The sequence below is a fragment of the Leucobacter celer subsp. astrifaciens genome (genome assembly GCF_001273835.1).
Taxonomy (GTDB): Bacteria; Actinomycetota; Actinomycetes; order Actinomycetales; family Microbacteriaceae; genus Leucobacter; species Leucobacter celer.
In genome coordinates, this window is record NZ_JHEI01000133.1 from 117,638 (window position 1) to 134,553 (window position 16,916).

Annotated in this window: 18 protein-coding genes; 11 read left to right on the forward strand and 7 right to left on the reverse strand. The window is 68.8% G+C overall.

Annotated features, from left to right (window positions below):
- The first annotated feature begins 30 nt into the window (after nt 1-30).
- A complete protein-coding gene (locus AMS65_RS02995) occupies nt 31-1,668 on the forward strand; it encodes a thiamine pyrophosphate-binding protein (RefSeq protein WP_053382886.1) in 1,638 nt (545 codons plus the stop codon).
- A gap of 67 nt (nt 1,669-1,735) precedes the next feature.
- Here AMS65_RS02995 and AMS65_RS03000 read toward each other — a convergent pair whose 3' ends face one another.
- A complete protein-coding gene (locus tag AMS65_RS03000; protein WP_053382687.1) occupies nt 1,736-2,611 on the reverse strand; it encodes a LysR substrate-binding domain-containing protein in 876 nt (291 codons plus the stop codon).
- Nucleotides 2,612-2,686: 75 nt separating this feature from the next.
- On the opposite strand from AMS65_RS03000, the gene AMS65_RS03005 reads away from it, so the two are divergent.
- Genes AMS65_RS03005 through AMS65_RS03025 form a run of 5 tightly spaced genes read left to right on the forward strand, consistent with a single transcriptional unit; the run spans nt 2,687 to nt 7,846 of the window.
- The gene (locus AMS65_RS03005; RefSeq protein WP_053382688.1) at nt 2,687-4,090 is read left to right on the forward strand and encodes an aldehyde dehydrogenase family protein; all 1,404 of its coding nucleotides are present in this window, start codon (nt 2,687-2,689) and stop codon (nt 4,088-4,090) included.
- A gap of 2 nt (nt 4,091-4,092) precedes the next feature.
- Nucleotides 4,093-4,485, forward strand: a complete 393-nt coding sequence (pcaC, locus tag AMS65_RS03010; protein WP_053382887.1) for a 4-carboxymuconolactone decarboxylase — start codon at nt 4,093-4,095, stop codon at nt 4,483-4,485.
- A complete protein-coding gene (locus tag AMS65_RS03015; protein ID WP_053382689.1) occupies nt 4,482-5,372 on the forward strand; it encodes an NAD(P)-dependent oxidoreductase in 891 nt (296 codons plus the stop codon). The genes pcaC and AMS65_RS03015 overlap by 4 nt, the downstream gene beginning before the upstream one ends.
- On the forward strand, nt 5,369-6,460 hold the full coding sequence (locus AMS65_RS03020) for a zinc-binding dehydrogenase (RefSeq protein ID WP_053382690.1): 1,092 nt from the start codon (nt 5,369-5,371) through the stop codon (nt 6,458-6,460). The genes AMS65_RS03015 and AMS65_RS03020 overlap by 4 nt, the downstream gene beginning before the upstream one ends.
- Before the next feature lie 27 nt (nt 6,461-6,487).
- Nucleotides 6,488-7,846: an MFS transporter gene (locus AMS65_RS03025; protein WP_053382691.1), complete on the forward strand. Its 1,359-nt coding sequence runs from the start codon at nt 6,488-6,490 to the stop codon at nt 7,844-7,846.
- 103 nt (nt 7,847-7,949) lie between these two features.
- Here AMS65_RS03025 and AMS65_RS03030 read toward each other — a convergent pair whose 3' ends face one another.
- Nucleotides 7,950-8,645 carry a LysR family transcriptional regulator gene (locus tag AMS65_RS03030; RefSeq protein ID WP_083451445.1) on the reverse strand — a complete coding sequence of 232 codons (696 nt, stop codon included), beginning with the start codon at nt 8,643-8,645 and terminating at the stop codon, nt 7,950-7,952.
- A gap of 127 nt (nt 8,646-8,772) precedes the next feature.
- On the opposite strand from AMS65_RS03030, the gene AMS65_RS20450 reads away from it, so the two are divergent.
- A complete protein-coding gene (locus tag AMS65_RS20450) occupies nt 8,773-8,901 on the forward strand; it encodes a hypothetical protein (RefSeq protein WP_277620054.1) in 129 nt (42 codons plus the stop codon).
- Between the two features lie 123 nt (nt 8,902-9,024).
- Nucleotides 9,025-9,525, forward strand: coding sequence for a methylated-DNA--[protein]-cysteine S-methyltransferase (locus AMS65_RS03035; protein WP_053382693.1), 501 nt, complete (start codon nt 9,025-9,027; stop codon nt 9,523-9,525).
- A 124-nt stretch (nt 9,526-9,649) separates the two neighbouring features.
- Here AMS65_RS03035 and AMS65_RS03040 read toward each other — a convergent pair whose 3' ends face one another.
- Entirely contained in the window at nt 9,650-10,480 is an 831-nt protein-coding gene (locus tag AMS65_RS03040; RefSeq protein ID WP_053382694.1) for an aldo/keto reductase, read from the reverse strand.
- Nucleotides 10,481-10,601: 121 nt separating this feature from the next.
- Nucleotides 10,602-11,798, reverse strand: coding sequence for an MFS transporter (locus AMS65_RS03045; RefSeq protein ID WP_053382695.1), 1,197 nt, complete (start codon nt 11,796-11,798; stop codon nt 10,602-10,604).
- A gap of 142 nt (nt 11,799-11,940) precedes the next feature.
- On the opposite strand from AMS65_RS03045, the gene AMS65_RS03050 reads away from it, so the two are divergent.
- Entirely contained in the window at nt 11,941-12,390 is a 450-nt protein-coding gene (locus AMS65_RS03050) for a MarR family winged helix-turn-helix transcriptional regulator (RefSeq protein ID WP_053382696.1), read from the forward strand.
- 24 nt (nt 12,391-12,414) lie between these two features.
- On the opposite strand, the gene AMS65_RS03055 is transcribed toward AMS65_RS03050, so the two are convergent.
- From AMS65_RS03055 to AMS65_RS03065, 3 genes are read right to left on the reverse strand one after another with little or no spacing between them, the layout of a single operon-like run.
- Complete coding sequence (locus AMS65_RS03055) at nt 12,415-13,179, reverse strand: SDR family NAD(P)-dependent oxidoreductase (RefSeq protein ID WP_053382697.1); 765 nt, start codon at nt 13,177-13,179, stop codon at nt 12,415-12,417.
- Nucleotides 13,180-13,219: 40 nt separating this feature from the next.
- On the reverse strand, nt 13,220-14,146 hold the full coding sequence (locus tag AMS65_RS03060) for a transketolase family protein (RefSeq protein ID WP_053382698.1): 927 nt from the start codon (nt 14,144-14,146) through the stop codon (nt 13,220-13,222).
- The gene (locus AMS65_RS03065; protein WP_053382699.1) at nt 14,143-15,054 is read right to left on the reverse strand and encodes a transketolase; all 912 of its coding nucleotides are present in this window, start codon (nt 15,052-15,054) and stop codon (nt 14,143-14,145) included. Before AMS65_RS03065 ends, AMS65_RS03060 begins: the two co-directional genes overlap by 4 nt.
- A 180-nt stretch (nt 15,055-15,234) precedes the next feature.
- On the opposite strand from AMS65_RS03065, the gene AMS65_RS03070 reads away from it, so the two are divergent.
- Together AMS65_RS03070 and AMS65_RS03075 are read left to right on the forward strand one after the other, a co-directional pair.
- Nucleotides 15,235-16,014 (forward strand): IclR family transcriptional regulator, encoded by a 780-nt coding sequence (locus tag AMS65_RS03070; protein ID WP_075200812.1) that lies wholly within the window; start codon nt 15,235-15,237, stop codon nt 16,012-16,014.
- Nucleotides 16,011-16,754 (forward strand): IclR family transcriptional regulator, encoded by a 744-nt coding sequence (locus AMS65_RS03075; protein ID WP_053382701.1) that lies wholly within the window; start codon nt 16,011-16,013, stop codon nt 16,752-16,754. Before AMS65_RS03070 ends, AMS65_RS03075 begins: the two co-directional genes overlap by 4 nt.
- The last annotated feature ends 162 nt before the right edge of the window (nt 16,755-16,916 follow it).

Here is a 16,916-nt window from a genome sequence, read left to right on the forward strand (position 1 = left end):
GCGTCGACCACCGTGAAAGGAGCCGATGGCATGCCAGTGGAGCGGGTAGCGGAGGTTCGCACGCGATCGGGCGGGGAACTGCTCGTCGAATCCCTCTCGGCGCACGGGATCCGCACCGTGTTCGGGATCCCGGGCACTCACAATCTCGAGATCTTCGCGGCCATGCCCGAGCACGGCATCCGCAACGTCTCGATGCGTCATGAGCAGGGGTCCGGCTACGCCGCGGACGGGTGGGCCCGGTCGACCGGAGACGTGGCGGTGGTCATCGCGACCACCGGCCCCGGGGCGCTGAACGCCGCGACTGCGCTCGCCCAGTCGTTCTCCGACTCGGTCCCGGTGCTGCTCGTCGCGCCCGGAATGCCCACCGCGCTGCAGGGGCTCGGCACCGGGATGCTCCACGAGCTCCGCGATCAGCGGCTGGTGTTCGCGGGCATCGTCGATCACAGTCATCGGGTGGCGAACGCGTCGGAGATACCCACCGCCGTGTCGAGGGCATTCGGCCGGCTCTCCTCCGGCCGCCGCCGTGCGGAGTACCTCGAGGTGCCGATGGATCTGCTCGCCGCTCATGCGGAAGCGACGCAGCCGAGACCGGCGCCTCGTCCGCAGCACGCGGATCCGCCTGAATCGCTTCTCCAAGATGCAGCCGAACGGATCAGCGAGGCGCAGCGCGTCGTCATCATTGCCGGCGGCGGGGCCGCCGAGGCCTCGTCCGAGGTGACGGAGCTCGCGGAGATGCTCCAGGCGCCGGTCGTGACGACGGCGAACGGGAAGGGCACCGTCCCCGAGGACCACCCGCTCGCGGCCGGAGCCGGGCTGCAGCTCCCGGTGTTCGACGACCTCATCGCTTCGGCTGACGCGGTGATCGCAGTCGGCACGGAGCTCGCGTCATCCGATTGGTGGGGACGGACGGTGAGGATGCCGTGCACGCTCCTCCGAGTAGACGTGGACCCCGTGGGCGTCTACGCCAACTATCGGCCGAGCCACCCGCTGGTCGGTACTGCCGCCCAGGTGCTGCGGGCGCTGATACCCCGGATCGACGCCTCGCGCATGCATCGATCAGCGTGGGCGCACGAGCACCTGAGGAAGATCGGGGCCGCTCAGCGGCGGTCGGCCGGGCCGTGGCTGGAGTCCTTGCGGGCGCTCGACGGCGTGCTTCCGCCGAATGCCATCGTCGCGGCCGACAACGCGATGGTCTCCTACTACGGTGCACTCACGACGCTCAGCATGCGGCGTCCGCGGTCCTTCCTGTTCCCGACCGGGTTCGGCACTCTCGGGTATGCCCTGCCTGCAGGAATCGGCGCCAAGCTCGCGAACCCCGATTCGCCGGTCGTGGTGATCCAGGGCGACGGCGGTCTGATGTTCACGATCGCCGAGCTCGCATCGGCCGCCGAGGCGAGGATCGCGCTCCCGGTGATCGTCTTCGACAATGGCGGCTACGGCGAGATCCTCAACGAGATGGTCGACCGGGCGGACGCTGTGCACTCGGTTGCTCTGGGCTCTCCCGACTTCGTCTCCATCGCACGGGCGATGGGCTGCGAGGCGGAGCAGCTCGACGCGGACTCGGAACTCGGCGAGGTGGTCGCCCGTGCATTGACCGCGGATCGCCCGACGCTCATACACGTGCTGGAGCAGAGCGCCGCCGCGACCCGAATGCCGGTGGGGGGATAGACGGACCCGCCCGTATCAGAGCGGCGTCGGGCGGCCGCGGACCCGTCGGGGTGCGGGTACCGGAACGTCAGGACGGCGACGAGGCGTCCACCGCTTCGCGGACATGCGCGACGAATGCGCGCAGGTTGACCGACCCGGCATCGCGACGCCAGGTCAGCCATGTCTCGGCGCTGCCGAACGCTCCGAGTTCGTGGGTTCTGACCCCCGAGGCCCCCGGCAGCGACTCGAGCAGCGACCGGGGAATCATGGCGATCCCGGCCCCGGACGCGACACAGGCGACCATCGAGTAGTACGAGGAGATCTCCACCGACCGCGATGGGACAACTCCGGCAGAGGCCATCCAGTCCTCGAACCGTTGCCGGTAGGAGCACTGGAAACCGAAGACGAAGGCTGTCGGATTGCTCGCCCAGTAGTCGTCGTCGAGACCGTGGGTGCTCGGCGGAGAGATGACGACCAGATGTTCCTCGAAGGCCAGCATGCCGGTGAGGGCGGGACTGGCAGGCGGCCCGTCGGTGAAGACCGCGCTGAGATTGCCGGACATCACCTGGTCGAACATGCGACCCGAAGCGCCTGCTTCGAGCTCGACCTCCACCTCGGGATAGGCGAGGTGGAAATCGGCGAGGATCGACGGGATGCGCACAGCCGCGGTGCTCTCGAGCGCACCGACGCGGAAGCGGCCGCGAGGAGAGTATCCGCGACCGATGTTGCGTGATTCGTCGACGAGTGCGAGGATGCGCCGTGCGTAATCGAGGAACTCGATGCCGTCGGCCGAGATCGAAGACTGCCGCTTGTCGCGCACGAGCAGCTGCACGCCGAGCTCGCTCTCGAGCTGCCGGATCCTCGTGGAGACGTTCGAGGGGGCGCGGAGCATCGCCTCCGAAGCCTTGAGCACGCCTCCGTGGTCGGCGACCGCGACGAACATCTTGAGTTGCGAGATCTCCATTGTTCTCCCCTCGTGAATTGTTTGTTTCAAAGCTGCTACTTCATCGAACAATGCTCTCACTCTACGGTAGGATCCATGGCCCCGACGACGACCACCTCTCGCGCTGAGCGCGCCCTGATCAATCCCGCGACCGGCAGCGCCCTGCCCGAGCGCGCGCAACTCGACGACAGCATGCTCGATGCCCGGCTCGACTGCGCCGTCGCAGGCCAGCGGGCCTGGGCGTCGACCCCGGTCGAGGAGCGGGCACGAGTGTTCGGCCGTATGGCGGCGCTCATGCGGCGGGACACCGAGGTGCTGGCGGGGACGATCACCACGGAGGTCGGCAAGCCGATCACGCAGTCCCGCGCCGAGGTGGCCAAGGCGGCTGCGGCGCTGGAATGGTATGCGGAACGCGCGCAGCGGCTGCTCGCGCCGGAAGCCACCGAGGTGGCCGAGGCCGTGATCGAGCACCGTCCGATCGGGGTGGTGCTGGCGGTCGAACCCTGGAACTTCCCCGTCTGGCAGGTGCTGCGCGGTGGCGCGGGCATTCTGCTGGCCGGGAACGCACAGGCCCTCAAGCCCGCTCACTCGACGGTCGGTACTGCGGAGCATCTCGCGCGACTCTGGGAGGAGGCGGGTCTTCCCGACGGCGCCTTCGTCGTGCTGCACATCGCCTCGCCGCAGACGCATCGCATCATCGCGGATCCGCGGATCGCGGGCGTCACCCTCACCGGCGGCGGGGCGGCGGGAGCCGCCGTCGCCGAGTCCGCCGGCCGCAATCTCAAGCGGGTCACTCTCGAACTCGGGGGCAACGATGCCCTCATCGTGCTTCCGGACGCCGATATCCAGGCGGCAGCCCGCGCCGCCGTGCAGAGCCGGTACAGCAACACGGGCCAGGTCTGCATCGCGACGAAGCGCATCATTCTGCACCGCAGCATCTCGGCCGCCTTCCTCGCCGAGTTCCTGCCCCTCGTGGAAGCGCTCGTCGTCGGCGACCCGCGCGATCCCGATACCGAGATCGGACCGCTCGCGCGACGCGACCTCCGAGACGAGGTGGTCGACCAGATCGAGCGCTCGCTCGCCGGCGGTGCGCGGCTGCTCACGGGGTCAACCCGGAGCCCGCACGGTGAGAACTACGTCGAACCGACCGTGCTCGGCGACGTGCGACCGGGGAACGTCGCCTTCGACGAGGAGATCTTCGGGCCCGTCGTCGCAGTCGTCGAGGCCGCGAACCAGGGGGAGGCGATCGCCCTCGCGAACCGGTCTCCGTGGGGGCTGAGCGCGTCGCTGTGGACGGCAGATGCTGCGGCTGCGCGAGAGATCGCGGCGCAGCTCGAGGTCGGGAGCGTGTTCGTCAACAAGGGCACCGTGTCCGACGTGCGCGTGCCCATCGGCGGCGTGAAGGCGAGCGGGTTCGGCCGAGAGCTCGCAGCGCACGGAGTGAAGGAGTTCACGAACCCGCAGACGGTGTGGGTCGTCGAGGTCGAGGAAGGACGATGAACATGAGCGACGAACTGTTCGAGCAGGGGCTGAAGATCCGAAAAGCCGTACTGGGTGAGGCGTACGTCGAACGCAGCCTCGCCGCAGCCGACGAATTCTCGATGCCGATGCAGGAGATGGTCACACGGAACTGCTGGGGCGATGTCTGGAACCGACCGGGCCTGGAGCGCGCGCAGCGCAGCCTCATCAACCTCGCGATGATCTCCGCGCTGAACCGCCCGCACGAGCTGAAAGTGCATGTGCGCGGCGCCATCAACAACGGCGTCACCCGGGAGGAGATCCAGGAGGTGTTCCTGCAGGTCGCGATCTACTGCGGGGCGCCCGCGGCACTGGAGTCGTTCCGTCTCGCCCGCGAGGTCTTCGCCGACATGGAACGCGAGGCGGCAGACGCATGAGCCGGATCCTCTTCATCGGACTGGGGAACATGGGGACCCCCATGGCCCGCAGGCTCGCGGCCGCCGGTCACGACGTCGCGCTGCAGGATCTCGACCCCGCCCGGGTCGCAGCGCTGGCGGACGAGAGCGAACGCGCTCATCCTGCGACGCAGGACGACCGAGCGCGCGCCGAGGTCGTGATCACCATGCTGCCGACTTCGGCGGTCGTCGAAGCAGCGCTCGAAGCCGGCGGGCTCGTCGAAGCACTGCCCCCGGGGACGCTCGTCATCGATATGTCCTCGGCCGAGCCGGCCCGATCCCGCGCGCTCGCCGCACGCCTGCGCGCTCGGGGACTGCGCTATCTCGACGCCCCGGTCTCCGGCGGCGTTCGCGGAGCCGAGGCGGGGACCCTCGCGATCATGGCTGGCGGAGACGCCGCCGATATCGAGGAAGCGATGCCGCTGCTGCAGGCGATGGGAGGGAGCGTGGTGCACGTCGGCGAGTACGGTGCGGGCCACGCGGCCAAAGCGCTCAACAACCTGGTCTCAGCGGCCTCCGTGGTGGCGACGGTCGAGGCGTTGCGCGCGGCGGAATCCTTCGGGATCGAGCCCGCGCGGTTCGTCGAGGTGCTCAATCGCTCCTCGGGGCGCAGCGTCACGAGCGAGCAGAAAGCGGAGCGGTTCATGCTCTCCGGCCGATTCGACTCGGGCTTCCCGATCGGTCTGATGAGCAAGGACGTGTCGATCGCGGTCGAGACGGCCGCCCAGCTGGGGACCGAGATCGAGTTGGGTGCGCACGTGGCGCGGATCTGGGAGTCAGCGGCCGCCGGTTCCGGTGCCGAGGATCACACCCGCATGTACGAGCTGCTCGGACGCGCAGACGCCCAGAGGGCGGAGGGAGAACGATGACCGGGATCGGACGTGTCGCGGTGATGACCGCGCCGGGAGAACTCGCCTATCAGGAGTACCCCGTGCCGAGCGCGGGACTCGACGAGCTGGTGCTCGAGATCGCTCGCGCGAACGTCTGCGGCAGCGAGCTGCACATCTGGAACGGCAGGCACCCCGTGAAGAAGCGCGGCGGTCTCGGCCACGAGATGCTCGGCAGAGTCGCAGAGATCGGGAAGCGGCGCCGAGTCGACAGCCGAGGGCAGCGGCTCTCCGTGGGCGACCGCGTCGTGGTCACCTACTTCCAGACCTGCGAGGAGTGCTTCCAGTGCCTGCAGGGCGACCGCAATCTCTGCGACCGTGCCTACGAGTTCTTCGCGAAGCAGCCCGAGGAGCCTCCGCATTTCCACTCGGCGTTCTCGACGCACTATGTCGTGCATCCGAAGCAGCACGTCTTCAAGGTGCCCGACGCGATCCCCGACGGCGTCGCAGCCGGAATCAACTGCGCGCTGTCCCAGGTGATGTTCGGGATATCGAAGACCCCGCTGGGATACGGATCGACCTTCCTCATCCAGGGGGCCGGAGGTCTCGGGCTGAACGCGATCCCGGTCGCGAAGGAACTCGGGGCGCGGGTCATCGTGATCGACGGCGTCAGCGCTCGACTGGAGCAGGCCTCGGCGTTCGGAGCGGATCACGTGATCGACATGTCGGAAGTGGCCGACCTCGATGAGAGGGTCGCGTTGGTACAGTCCCTGACCGAGGGGCGCGGCCCCGACGTGGCGCTCGAGGTGACGGGTGTTCCCGCAGCATTCGGCGAAGGGCTGCAGCACGTGCGTCGCGGCGGCACCTATCTGGTGATGGGCAACCTCTCGCCCGGCGCGACGGTCCCGTTCGACCCGGGTTTCGTCACCCGAAAGGCACTCACGATCCGGCACGTCGATCGCTACGAGGCCCGATTCCTCGCTCGGGCGCTCGACTTCGTCGTCGCCAATCTCGACACCTATCCCTTCGACCACCTGGTCGATGCCGAGTTCGGCTTCGACCAGATCCAAGAGGCGCTCGACCAGTCCCTGGCGCGCACCGTAACCCGCGCAGCCGTCGTGCTGCACTGACCCCATCCCCTCTGCAAAGGAACAATGATGTCCCAGACCCTGTCGTCTCCGACGAAGGCGCAGTTCAGCGAGCACGAGCTGAACGCCGCCCGTCGCAAGAGCCTCTTCTCCGGCACGATCGGCGCCGTGATCGAGTGGTACGAGTACACCGTCTACGCCACGGCCGCCGCGCTCGTATTCGGCACCCTGTTCTTCCCCAGCGAGCAGCCCGGCGTCTCCCAGGTCGCGGCGCTCGCGAGCTTCGGCGTCGGCTTCATCGCCCGCCCCATCGGGGCCTTCGTCGCGGGGCACCTGGGCGATCGTGTCGGCCGCAAGGCGACGCTGATCCTCACCTTCCTCATCATGACCGGCGCGACGGCCGCGATCGGCTTGCTGCCAACCTACGCCGCGATCGGGATCTGGGCCCCCGTCCTGCTCTGCGTGCTCCGTCTCGCCCAGGGCTTCGCGATCGGCGGTGAGTGGGGCGGCGCGGCGATCATCGCGGTGGAGAGCGCGGACAAGGGACGTCGCGGCTACTTCGGCTCCTGGCCGCAGATCGGCGTCTCATGCGGATTCCTGCTGGGCACGGCGGCGGTCGCGCTCTCGCAGTGGGTCTCGGGGGACGCCTTCTCGGAGTGGGGCTGGCGGATGCCGTTCCTCATCAGCATCGTGCTCGCCGCCGTCGGACTCTACATCCGCCTGAACGCGATGGAGAGCCCAGCGTTCAGCGCGGCGAAGGAGGAGGCCGAGCGCCGTCAGGAGAAGATGAAGGCTCCGATCCCGGAGCTGTTCAAGTATCATCGCAGGCCGCTCCTGATCGCCCTGTTCTCCCGGTTCGCAGAGGCCGGCAACTACTACCTCTTCACGGTCTTCCTGCTCTCCTACGTCGCGACGACGCTCGAACTGCCGGGGCACTACGGTCCGATCGCGGTGATGATCGGTTCTGCGTTGAACATCGTTGCGATCCCGTTCTTCGGGAACCTCTCTGACAGGATCGGCCGAAAGAAGACGTTCCTGTTCGGAGCGGCGGTCATCATTCTGAGCGCCTGGCCGATCTTCGAACTCGTCAAGGTCGGGGAGCTGTGGGCGATCGTCATCGGTGTCGCGATCTTCCTCACGGTCGGCCACGCCGCGGTGTACTCCGTGCTTCCCGCGTTCTACAGCGAGCTCTTCCCGACCGCGGTGCGATACACCGGTATGTCCGTCGGGTACCAGACGGCCGCGATCCTGCTCGCCGGCTTCACCCCGGCGATCGCTGCCTGGCTCGTGCAGATCACCGGCGGCACCTGGCCGCTGGTCCTTGTGATCGTGGTGACGACGCTCATCGCTGCGGCTGCTGTGCTGACTGCTCGTGAAACGAAAGACTTCGATCTGGATCGGATCGGCGAAGCGCCGAACATCCCCTGAGTGAGAAAGCCTTGCTGGGGCCCGATCGTGCGCGCACGATCGGGCCCCAGTCGCGTCCATCCTGAGCAAGAGGCCCCGCAACTCCACGTCCTCCTGCGCAGGATCATGACGGCGCCCAACTCCACACCTCAGCCTCACCCGCCCGCACCTCGCGCAGGTGCTCGAGAAATCCGAGCAGCGCGGGGTGCTCGTTGTCGGCGCGCCAGATGATGGAGTGGGGGTAGACCGGCCTGGGATCGACGACGGGAATGCGGCGCAGGTCGTACGACTCCGGCCAAAGGTAGCGCGACCCCTCGCCCACGAAGGTGGCGAGTTCGGCAGACTCGGCGAGTTCGTCGAGCAGTACCTCCGAGCCGAAGCCGGGATCCTCCGCGTCGATCCTGATCCCGAACGCCTCGCTCAGCGCGGCGTAGTAGGCCCCCCACTCCGTGTCCTCTCGCATGCCCGGCATCCAGACCGGGTATGCGCAGAGCTCGGCGAGAGCGACGCTTGCCGCGTCGGCCAGCGGGTGCCTCGGCCCGACGAGCAACTGGTGGCGATCATCGATGACTCGCTCGGCCCGGAGAGCGTCGGGGAGGCGCGCGCCAGACGCGATGAGCCCGCGGAAGGCGGGGTCGATGCTGCCGTCGAGCGCCGCCGCGAGCGCGACCCCGAGACCGCGCTCGAGCACAGCGATGCGTTTCGACACCGCCTGCTGTGTGATCCCCAGCTCATCGGCGGCGGCTTGGAATCGTCCCGCGTCGACGACGGTGAGAAGGTGCGAACGTCCCTGAGCTCCACGCCGCGAGTCTCGCCGCACAACTGGCGATTGTGGCGCGCCGGGGTACCGGTAGTTTGTGCGGCGGGATCCCGCGCTGATTCACTGGCATCACGTCGCGCAGCAGTGCAGTGAGCGATGCAGAGAGCAGTGAGTAAGGAGCAACACCGTGAGTTTCGTCGAGAGGGTGCAGCGGGCGATCCGGCTGACCGAGGACCTGAACACGCTCCGGTATGCCGAGCAGGAGGCGATCCGCGACGCGTGGAGCGAACTCACGGGGCAGCCGGCGCCGTGGTGACCCGCGACGTGCCGGCGCGCACGGTGGTCGCGGGAGTGCCCGCCGCCGTGATCAAGACGATCGCGTGACGCGGGATCCCGAACCCGCCGCGTGCCTGTCGGTGGCTCCGACTACCATCGACCCATGACCTTCTTCGAGACGCTGGCGTCACCCGTGGGTGTCCTCGGGGTGGTCAGCACCGGCACCGCGATCACGACCGTCGGGTGGGGGCTGAGGCCGCCGACGAGCACAGCCGGGGGAGCGGACGCCGACCCACTGCTCGGCGAGGCGCTCGGCCAGCTGGACGCCTACTTCGCGGGGCGGCTGACCGCCTTCGACCTCCCGTTCGACCTCGGCCCGCAGTCCGCCGCGACCGGCGCGGTGCTCACCGCGCTGCACGAGACGGTGGGCTTCGGCGAGACCGTCACCTACGGCGAGCTCGCCGCGCGCAGCGGCAGCGGTGTGCCCGCCCGCGGGATCGGCTCCATCATGGGCGCCAACCCGATCCCGATCCTCGTGCCCTGCCACCGGGTCGTGGCGAGCGACGGCCTCGGCGGGTACTCCGGCGGAAACGCGGGCGAGGGGCTGGTCACCAAGCGCTGGCTGCTCGAGCACGAGGGTGCCCTCCCCGCCGCCCTGTTCTGAGCCGGCACGCGGACCCCGCTGCCGTCGCATTGCTCGGCAATCGAGCAGTCCCGTCGCGCCGCGTCCCCGGTCTATCCGAGCTGCCCCGTCTGCCCGCCCTGCCCCGTCTACCCGCGTCGCCCGATCACCCGTTGAAGGTCGCCGGGTGGGGGCCGGTGCGGCCGTCCCGCTCGAGGCCGTCGAGCGCGGCGAGCTCGTCGGTGGTCAGCTCGAAGTCGAAGACGTCGAGGTTCTCGGCGATGCGCGCGGGCGTGACCGACTTCGGGATCACGACGCGACCCTGCTGCAGGTGCCAGTGGAGCACCACCTGCGCGGGTGTCTTGCCGTGGCGCTCGGCGATCGCGACGACGGCATCCTCGCCGAGCACGGCGCCCTGCGCGAGCGGGCTCCAGGCCTCGGTCACGATCCCACGTGCGGCGTTGGCGGCGGCGACGGCGCGGTTCTGCAGCGCCGGGTGCAGCTCGACCTGGTTCACGGCGGGCACGAGGTCGCTCACCTCGGCGAGACGCTCGAGGTGCTCGGGGAGGAAGTTCGAGACGCCGACCGCGCCGACGCGCCCTTCGGCAGCGATCTCGGTCAGCGCGCGCCAGGCGTCGAGGTAGGTGTCGGTGGCGGGTGCCGGCCAGTGGATCAGGTACAGATCGAGCTTGTCGAGGCCGAGCCTATCGAGTGAGGCCTCGTAGCCGCGCAGCGCGGAATCGTAGTCGAGCGAATCGATCCACAGCTTCGACGTGATGAAGAGCTCGTCGCGGGCGATCCCGGACTCGGCGATGGCACGACCGACACCCGACTCGTTGCCGTAGACGGCTGCGGTGTCGATGCTGCGGTAGCCGGCCTCGAGCGCGGCCGATACGGCCGCCGTGGTCTGGGCGTCCGGCACCTGGAAGACACCGAATCCGAGTTGCGGCATCTCGAGGCCGTTGCTCAGGGTGATCGTGGGAATGGTGGTGGCCATGGCGGCTCCTTCTGCTGCTGCGGATGGTGGGTTGGTGGGTCGATGGGTGAAACGGATTGCGGGATCCGGGTTCGCCGGGGGCGAATGCGGGATCGAGGCTGGAGGCTGTGCGGGGGTGGGATCAGACCGCGACCGGCGTGCGCACCTCCGCACCGGCCTCGTCTGCTGCGCGATGCTTGGACGCGAGCGCCGCGGCGATCCCCATGATCACGAGGGCGACGGCGGTGAGCGCAGCCCCGATCCAGACGGGTGAGGTGTAGCCGAGGCCGGCGCTGATCCCGACTCCTCCCGCCCAGGCACCGAGGGCGTTGCCGATGTTGAACGCGCCGATGTTCGCTCCCGAGGCGAGGGTCGGTGCGCCGCCCGCGTACTGCATGACTCGGCTCTGCAGGCCCGGCACCGTGCCGAAGCCGAAACCGCCCATCAGGACGAGGATTGCGATGACTGCCGGCTTCGACTCGGCGAGCAGTCCGAACGCGACGAGCACGACGACGAGCGCGGCGATGAAGGCGACGAGGGTGCCGTCGATCGAGCGGTCCGCGAGGCGCCCGCCCGCCCAGTTGCCCACGACGAGTCCGGCGCCGAAGAGCACCAGCAGCCACGGCACGGTGGTGCTCGCGAAGCCGGTGACGGCCGTGAGCGTGTAGGCGATGTAGGTGAAGGCGCCGAACATGCCGCCGAAGGCGAGTGCGGTGACGATGAGGGAGAGCCAGACCTGGCCCGATCGGAAGGCGCCGAGCTCGCTGCGCAGGCTCACCTGCTCGCCGGCTCGCCGCGGGGCTCGCACCAGCACGGCGATGCCGGCGAACGCGAGGACTCCGATGCCCGAGATCACCCAGAAGGTCGAGCGCCAGCCGAGCTGTTGGCCGAGGAAGGTGCCGAACGGCACGCCGAAGACGTTCGCCGCGGTGAGGCCGGTGAACATGATCGCGATGGCAGCGGCCTGCTTCCGCGGAGCGACGAGGCTCGAGGCGACGACCGACCCGATGCCGAAGTAGGCGCCGTGGCTGAGCGCGGCTACGACGCGACCGATCATCGCGAGCTCGTACCCGGAGGCCGTCGCGGTGAGCAGGTTGCCGACGATGAAGAGCGCGATCAGCCCGAGCAGCACGGGCTTGCGGGGCAGGCGTGTCGTCGCTGCCGTGAGGCCGAGCGCTCCGACGACGACACCGAGTGCGTAGCCGGAGATGAGCCACCCTGCCGCGGCCTCGGTGACGCCGAAGTCCGTTGCGACCTCGGGCAGCAGTCCCATGATGACGAACTCGGTGAGTCCGATGCCGAATGCCCCGAGGGCGAGTGCGATGAGTCCTGCAGGCATATGGTGTTTCCGATTTCCCTGGTAAAGTAGTTGCAGGCGCGGGATATTGCGCCGGTGCGCATAATCATTGCACACGCAATTAGTCTGCGCAAGCAACTATTTTGGAGCGCTCGATCGAACGGGTGCCGGAAGGCCGGGAATCATGGGAATCGCAGACGACGCCGTTGAGATCCGCGCACGCGGATGGCGTACCCTCGCCGCCCTGCACGCGCTCATCGAAGCGGAACTGGAGCGGGCGCTCGCCGCCTCGGCGCAGCTCTCGGTGGTGGAGTACACGGTGCTCGATGCACTCAGCCGCCAGGACGGATGGCACATGCGCATGCAGCAGCTCTCGCGTGCGACTGCGCTGAGCGCGAGTGCGACGACGCGTCTCGTGACCCGGCTCGAGGATCGCGGGTTGCTCACCCGGGTCCTCTGCGCCGACGACCGGCGCGGCATCTACACCGAGCTCACCCCGGCCGGGCGAGAGCTCTACGAGCAGGCCCACCCGATCCACGACGAGACACTCGAGCGCACGCTCGCCGAGGCGGAGGAGCGTCCCGAGCTGGCCCCCGTCGTGCACGCGCTGCAGGAGGCCGGCATTCGAGTATGAGGGTGCCGTTTCTGCGGGAGCGAGTCAGAAGGTTCCGTCGATCGTGATGCCGCCGTCGACTCTGAGTACCTCGCCGTGCACGAACGACGCATCGTCGGAGAGTAGGAAGGCGATGGCGGTCGCGACCTCGCGCGGCTCGGCCAGACGGCCGAGGGGAGTGCGAGCGAACAGCTTGTCGGTACTCAGCGTGCCGTTGCGGATGCCCGACTGGACCATCTCGGTCGCCACGTAGCCCGGAGCGACGGCGTTGACGCGCACGCCTTTGCCACCCCACTCGACTGCGAGCGTGCGGGTGAGGCCGAGGATGCCGCTCTTGGCCGTCGAATAGGCGACCCTGCCGGGCAGGCCGAACGTCGATCCCACCGACGCGATGTTGACGATGCTGCCGCCGGCCCCGGTCGCGAGCATCGGGAACGCGCCGCGGCTCAGCATGAAGGCGCCGGTGAGGTGGATCTCGAGCTGCAGGCGCCAGGCCTCGGTGCGATATGTTTCGGCGTCGTCGCGGATCAGGTTGCCGGCGCCGTTCACCAACCCGTGGAGCGAGGGCGTCTGCTCTGCGAGGGCGGCGAAGAGCGCCTCGACACTCGCTTCGTCGGCGACGTCGACGCCGAGACCGAGATGCGGTTCCGCGAGCGGATACCGCTCGTTCAGTTCGGCGGCCGCCGCTACGGCGGACGGCTCCTGCAGGTCGGCGATCGCGATGCGGTGGCCGCGTTCGGCGAGCAGCGCCGCCGTGGCGCTGCCGATGCCCTGGGCTGCACCGGTGATGAGTACGGTCTTCGTTTCCATGCGTGTGAGATCCTCTCTCGAGATCGTGCGGGTGGGTGCCTTACTGCACGCGCGCGAGCACCTGCTCGCAGACCCGCTCGGGGGAGAGGCCGTGCTTGTCCAGCAGGAAGTCGTTGGGGGCCGATTCCGACCATTCGTCGGCGAGGCCGATCCGGGAGAGCGGGATCGCCGCACCGTGCTCGGCGAAGAGCTCGGAGACGAGCGACCCGAGGCCGCCCAGCACGGTGTGCTCTTCGACGGTGATGGCGGACGGAGTGCCGACGACCGCGGCGAGCAGCCCGGCGGCATCGAGCGGTTTGATGCTCGGTGCGTGCACGACGCGGGCCGATACGCCGCGCGCGGCGAGCAACTCGGCGGCCTGAAGCGTGCGGGAGGTCTGCACCCCGGTCGAGATCAGCGTGACATCGGTGCCCTCGCGCACGGTGTGCACCGCGCCGAGTACGAACTCGCAGCCTGCATCGAAGACCGGGGCGACCGCGTCGCGGGCGAGCCGCAGATAGACCGGCCCGTCGAAGGTGTCGGCCCACCGGATCGCTGCCGCCGCCTCGAACTCGTCGGCGGGTGCGACGACGGTCATGCCGGGCATCGCCCGCATGATCGCGAGATCCTCGATGTCCTGGTGCGTCTTGCCGCTCGAGCCGTTGAGCAGGCCGGCATACGCGGCCGCGATGCGCACCTGCGCTCCGGTCTGCGCCACGAGCATGCGGATCTGGTCGAGCGCGCGGTGCGTGAGGAAGACGCCGAAGCTCGAGAGCCAGGGGCGGTACCCGAGCGTGCTCATGCCGAACGCCATGCCGACCATGCTCTGCTCGGCGATGCCGGCCTGGATGAATGCCTCGGGGTTGTGCTCGGCGACCATGCTCGCCATGGTGGAGGTCGCGAGATCGCCGTCGATGACGACGACGAACTCGTCCTCGCGGGAGAGGTCGACGAGCGTCTCGCCCCAGACCTGCCGTTGGGATCTCATCGTGTCGACTCCTTCGGTGAGCTCGTGCGCGGGGCGGGATGGCCGAGCTCGGCGTGAGCGATGGCGAGCTGCTCGTCAGTAGCGACGCCGTTGTGCCAGCGATAGGTGCCCGCGGTGAAGGAGACGCCGTGGCCCTTGGTCGTGTCGGCGAGGATCGCGGTCGGGCGCCCGTCTGATCCGCGACTGCCGGCGACCGTGTCGAAGGCGCGGAGGATGGCGCCGAAATCGTGGCCGTCGATGCGGATCGTGCGCCAGCCGAAACCGGTGAACACGGCTTCGAGGTCGACGTGGCCCATCGGCTCGCTGCGGTCGAAGCGATCGTGCTCGTCTCGGGGCCAGCCGAACTGCTGGAGGCCGTTGAGATCGATGATCGCGGTGAGGTTGTCGAGCCCGTATCTGGGAGCGGAGATGACGCTCTCCCACACCATGCCCTCTTCGATCTCGCCGTCCCCGAGCATGACCCAGGTGTGAAAGTTCTTGCCGAGGCGCCGGGCGGCGAGCGCCATTCCTGCTCCGGCCGAGAGGCCCTGGCCGAGCGATCCGCTCGAAGCGTCGATCCCCGGGGTCAGCTTCATGTCGGGGTGACCCTGGAGCCGGGAGTCGCCGTGATCGAAGGTCGCGAGCTCCTCGATCGGGAAGTAGCCGCGCATGGCGAGCACGCTGTAGAGGCCGATCGCATTGTGGCCCTTGGACAGGATGAAGCGATCGCGGTCGGGGTCGCGCGGTCGGGTCGGGTCGATGCGCAGTTCGCTGAAGTAGAGGGCGACGAGCATGTCCATCGCGGACAGCGGCCCGCCGATATGGCCGGCGCGGCTCGCTGCGACGGTGCTGATGACCAGCCAGCGGCCCTCCTGCGCCAGCGCCTCGAGTTCGCCCTCTGAGGGTCGTGCCGGTTTCTCGGGTGTCATGGGCAGTCTGTACTCTCCTCGCCGACCGCGTCGTCCGAAGCGCGGGTTCTCTGAGTTTGCGTAAGGTAAAAATATCTTTAAATGGACATAATGTCTAGCTTGTGGGATGTTACATTGAGTTCTTCTCGACTCGAAGGCCGCGATCCCTCCTACGGGCGGTGCTTGTGGGAAGATCGAGCAATGGCGAACAGTGCTGCTGCCCCCTCGATGGAGATCCTGCTGAAGGCGGATGCGATCCTCAGCGTGCTCGAGCGGGAGCGGGAGTGCTCCGTGCAGCGGCTCGCCGATGCCGTGGATGAACCGGTCAGTTCGACCTATCGCCTGCTCTCGAGCCTGACCGCCGTGGGGCTCGCCTCGCGTGGAGCGAAGCGGGGGCTCTACCGCCTGGGATTCCTTCCCCTGCGAGTGGGGGGCATGCTCGAATCGCAGCTCGACGTGCGCGAACTCGCCGGTCCGATGCTCTACGAGCTCTCTCGCAATACCGGAGCGACCGTGCTGCTCTGGGTGCGCCGCGGCGACTCCGCGGTGTGCATCGAACGGATCTCGCGCTCGGACGTGCAGACCGCCGTATCGCGTCTCGGTGACTCCATGCCGCTGTGGGGCGGAGCCGCGGGTCGGGTGCTCCTGGCGCATCTGCCGGTCTCCGAGGCCAGGGTCGTCATCTCGCGCTTCGAGCTCGGCGACCGAGGCGGGAAGAACCTGGCCGAGGAACTCGCTGAGATCCGCGAGGCGGGCTACTGCCTCGCCGAGAGCAGCTCCACGCCCGGGGTGGTCTCGATCAGCGCACCCGTGTTCAACCATCGGGGAGAGCTCGAGGTGGCCGTGTCGATCAGCGGCCTGCGCAAGTGGATCGTCGAAGACGGTGGTGCGGCGGTGCGGCAGGTGCGCGCCACCGCGCAGGAGATCAGCGCATCGCTCGGATACGGCGAGGCCGACTGGGCCGAGGGAGAAGCAGAATGAGTGCAGCCAAGCCGAACAAGGTACTCGCGAACGCCACCATCGTCATCGACCTGCTCTCGCGCGAGGGCGCGATGTCGCCCGCTGAGATCGCGGCGGAGACCGGGATCGCCCGGTCGAGTGTCTACCGGCTGGTCGATGCGCTGATCTCGATCCAGCTGGTGGAGCCTGCCGCGGCTGCGGCGGGCTCGCGCGTGCGGCTGCACCGCCGATGGTTGCGTCTGGCCGACGCGGCTGCGCTCGGGTTGACCGAGTGGTCGGGAGCGCAAGCGGTGCTCGAGGAGGTGGCGAGCGATACCGGGCTCACGGCTTATCTCACCGTGCCCGACGGGGGGATGGCCACCTGCGTCGCGTGGGCGCGGGGCAGTGGCATCGATCTGCTCGAGCTGCGGCCCGGTCGATCGCTGCCGCTCAACGCGGGTGCGGCCGGCCGCTGCTTCCTGGCCTTCAACGAGTCCCTCGCGGAGCGGTCGTTCGAGCGCGGCGACTGGCCGGTCTTCACCGACCGGACTCTCGCCGATGCGGCGTCGCTGCGGAAGGACGCCGAGGCGAATCGTGCGCAGGGCTACGTGCTGTCGGACGAGGATGTCACCGTGGGTGTCGGGGCGCTCGGCGTGCCGTTGATCCGGGGCGGGCAACTCGTCGGCTGCCTGTCGCTCGGAGGTCTGGCCGAGGTCATCCGCGGTGAGCGCGAGGCGCTCGCACGGCGCACGGCGCTCGCCGCAGAGCGCCTCGTCGGCTGACTCGTTCGATCCGCCTCAACGCTCGTTGCCGCCGGTTCCCGCGCCGGAGGGCGACTCCTCGAGCGATGTCGCGTTTTTGCGAATAGTCGGACAAAGTGCCTATTGTGTGAGAAAATGATCGAGTCGGTGTTCGCGCGATCCGCCGGGCACGACCTTTCCAGC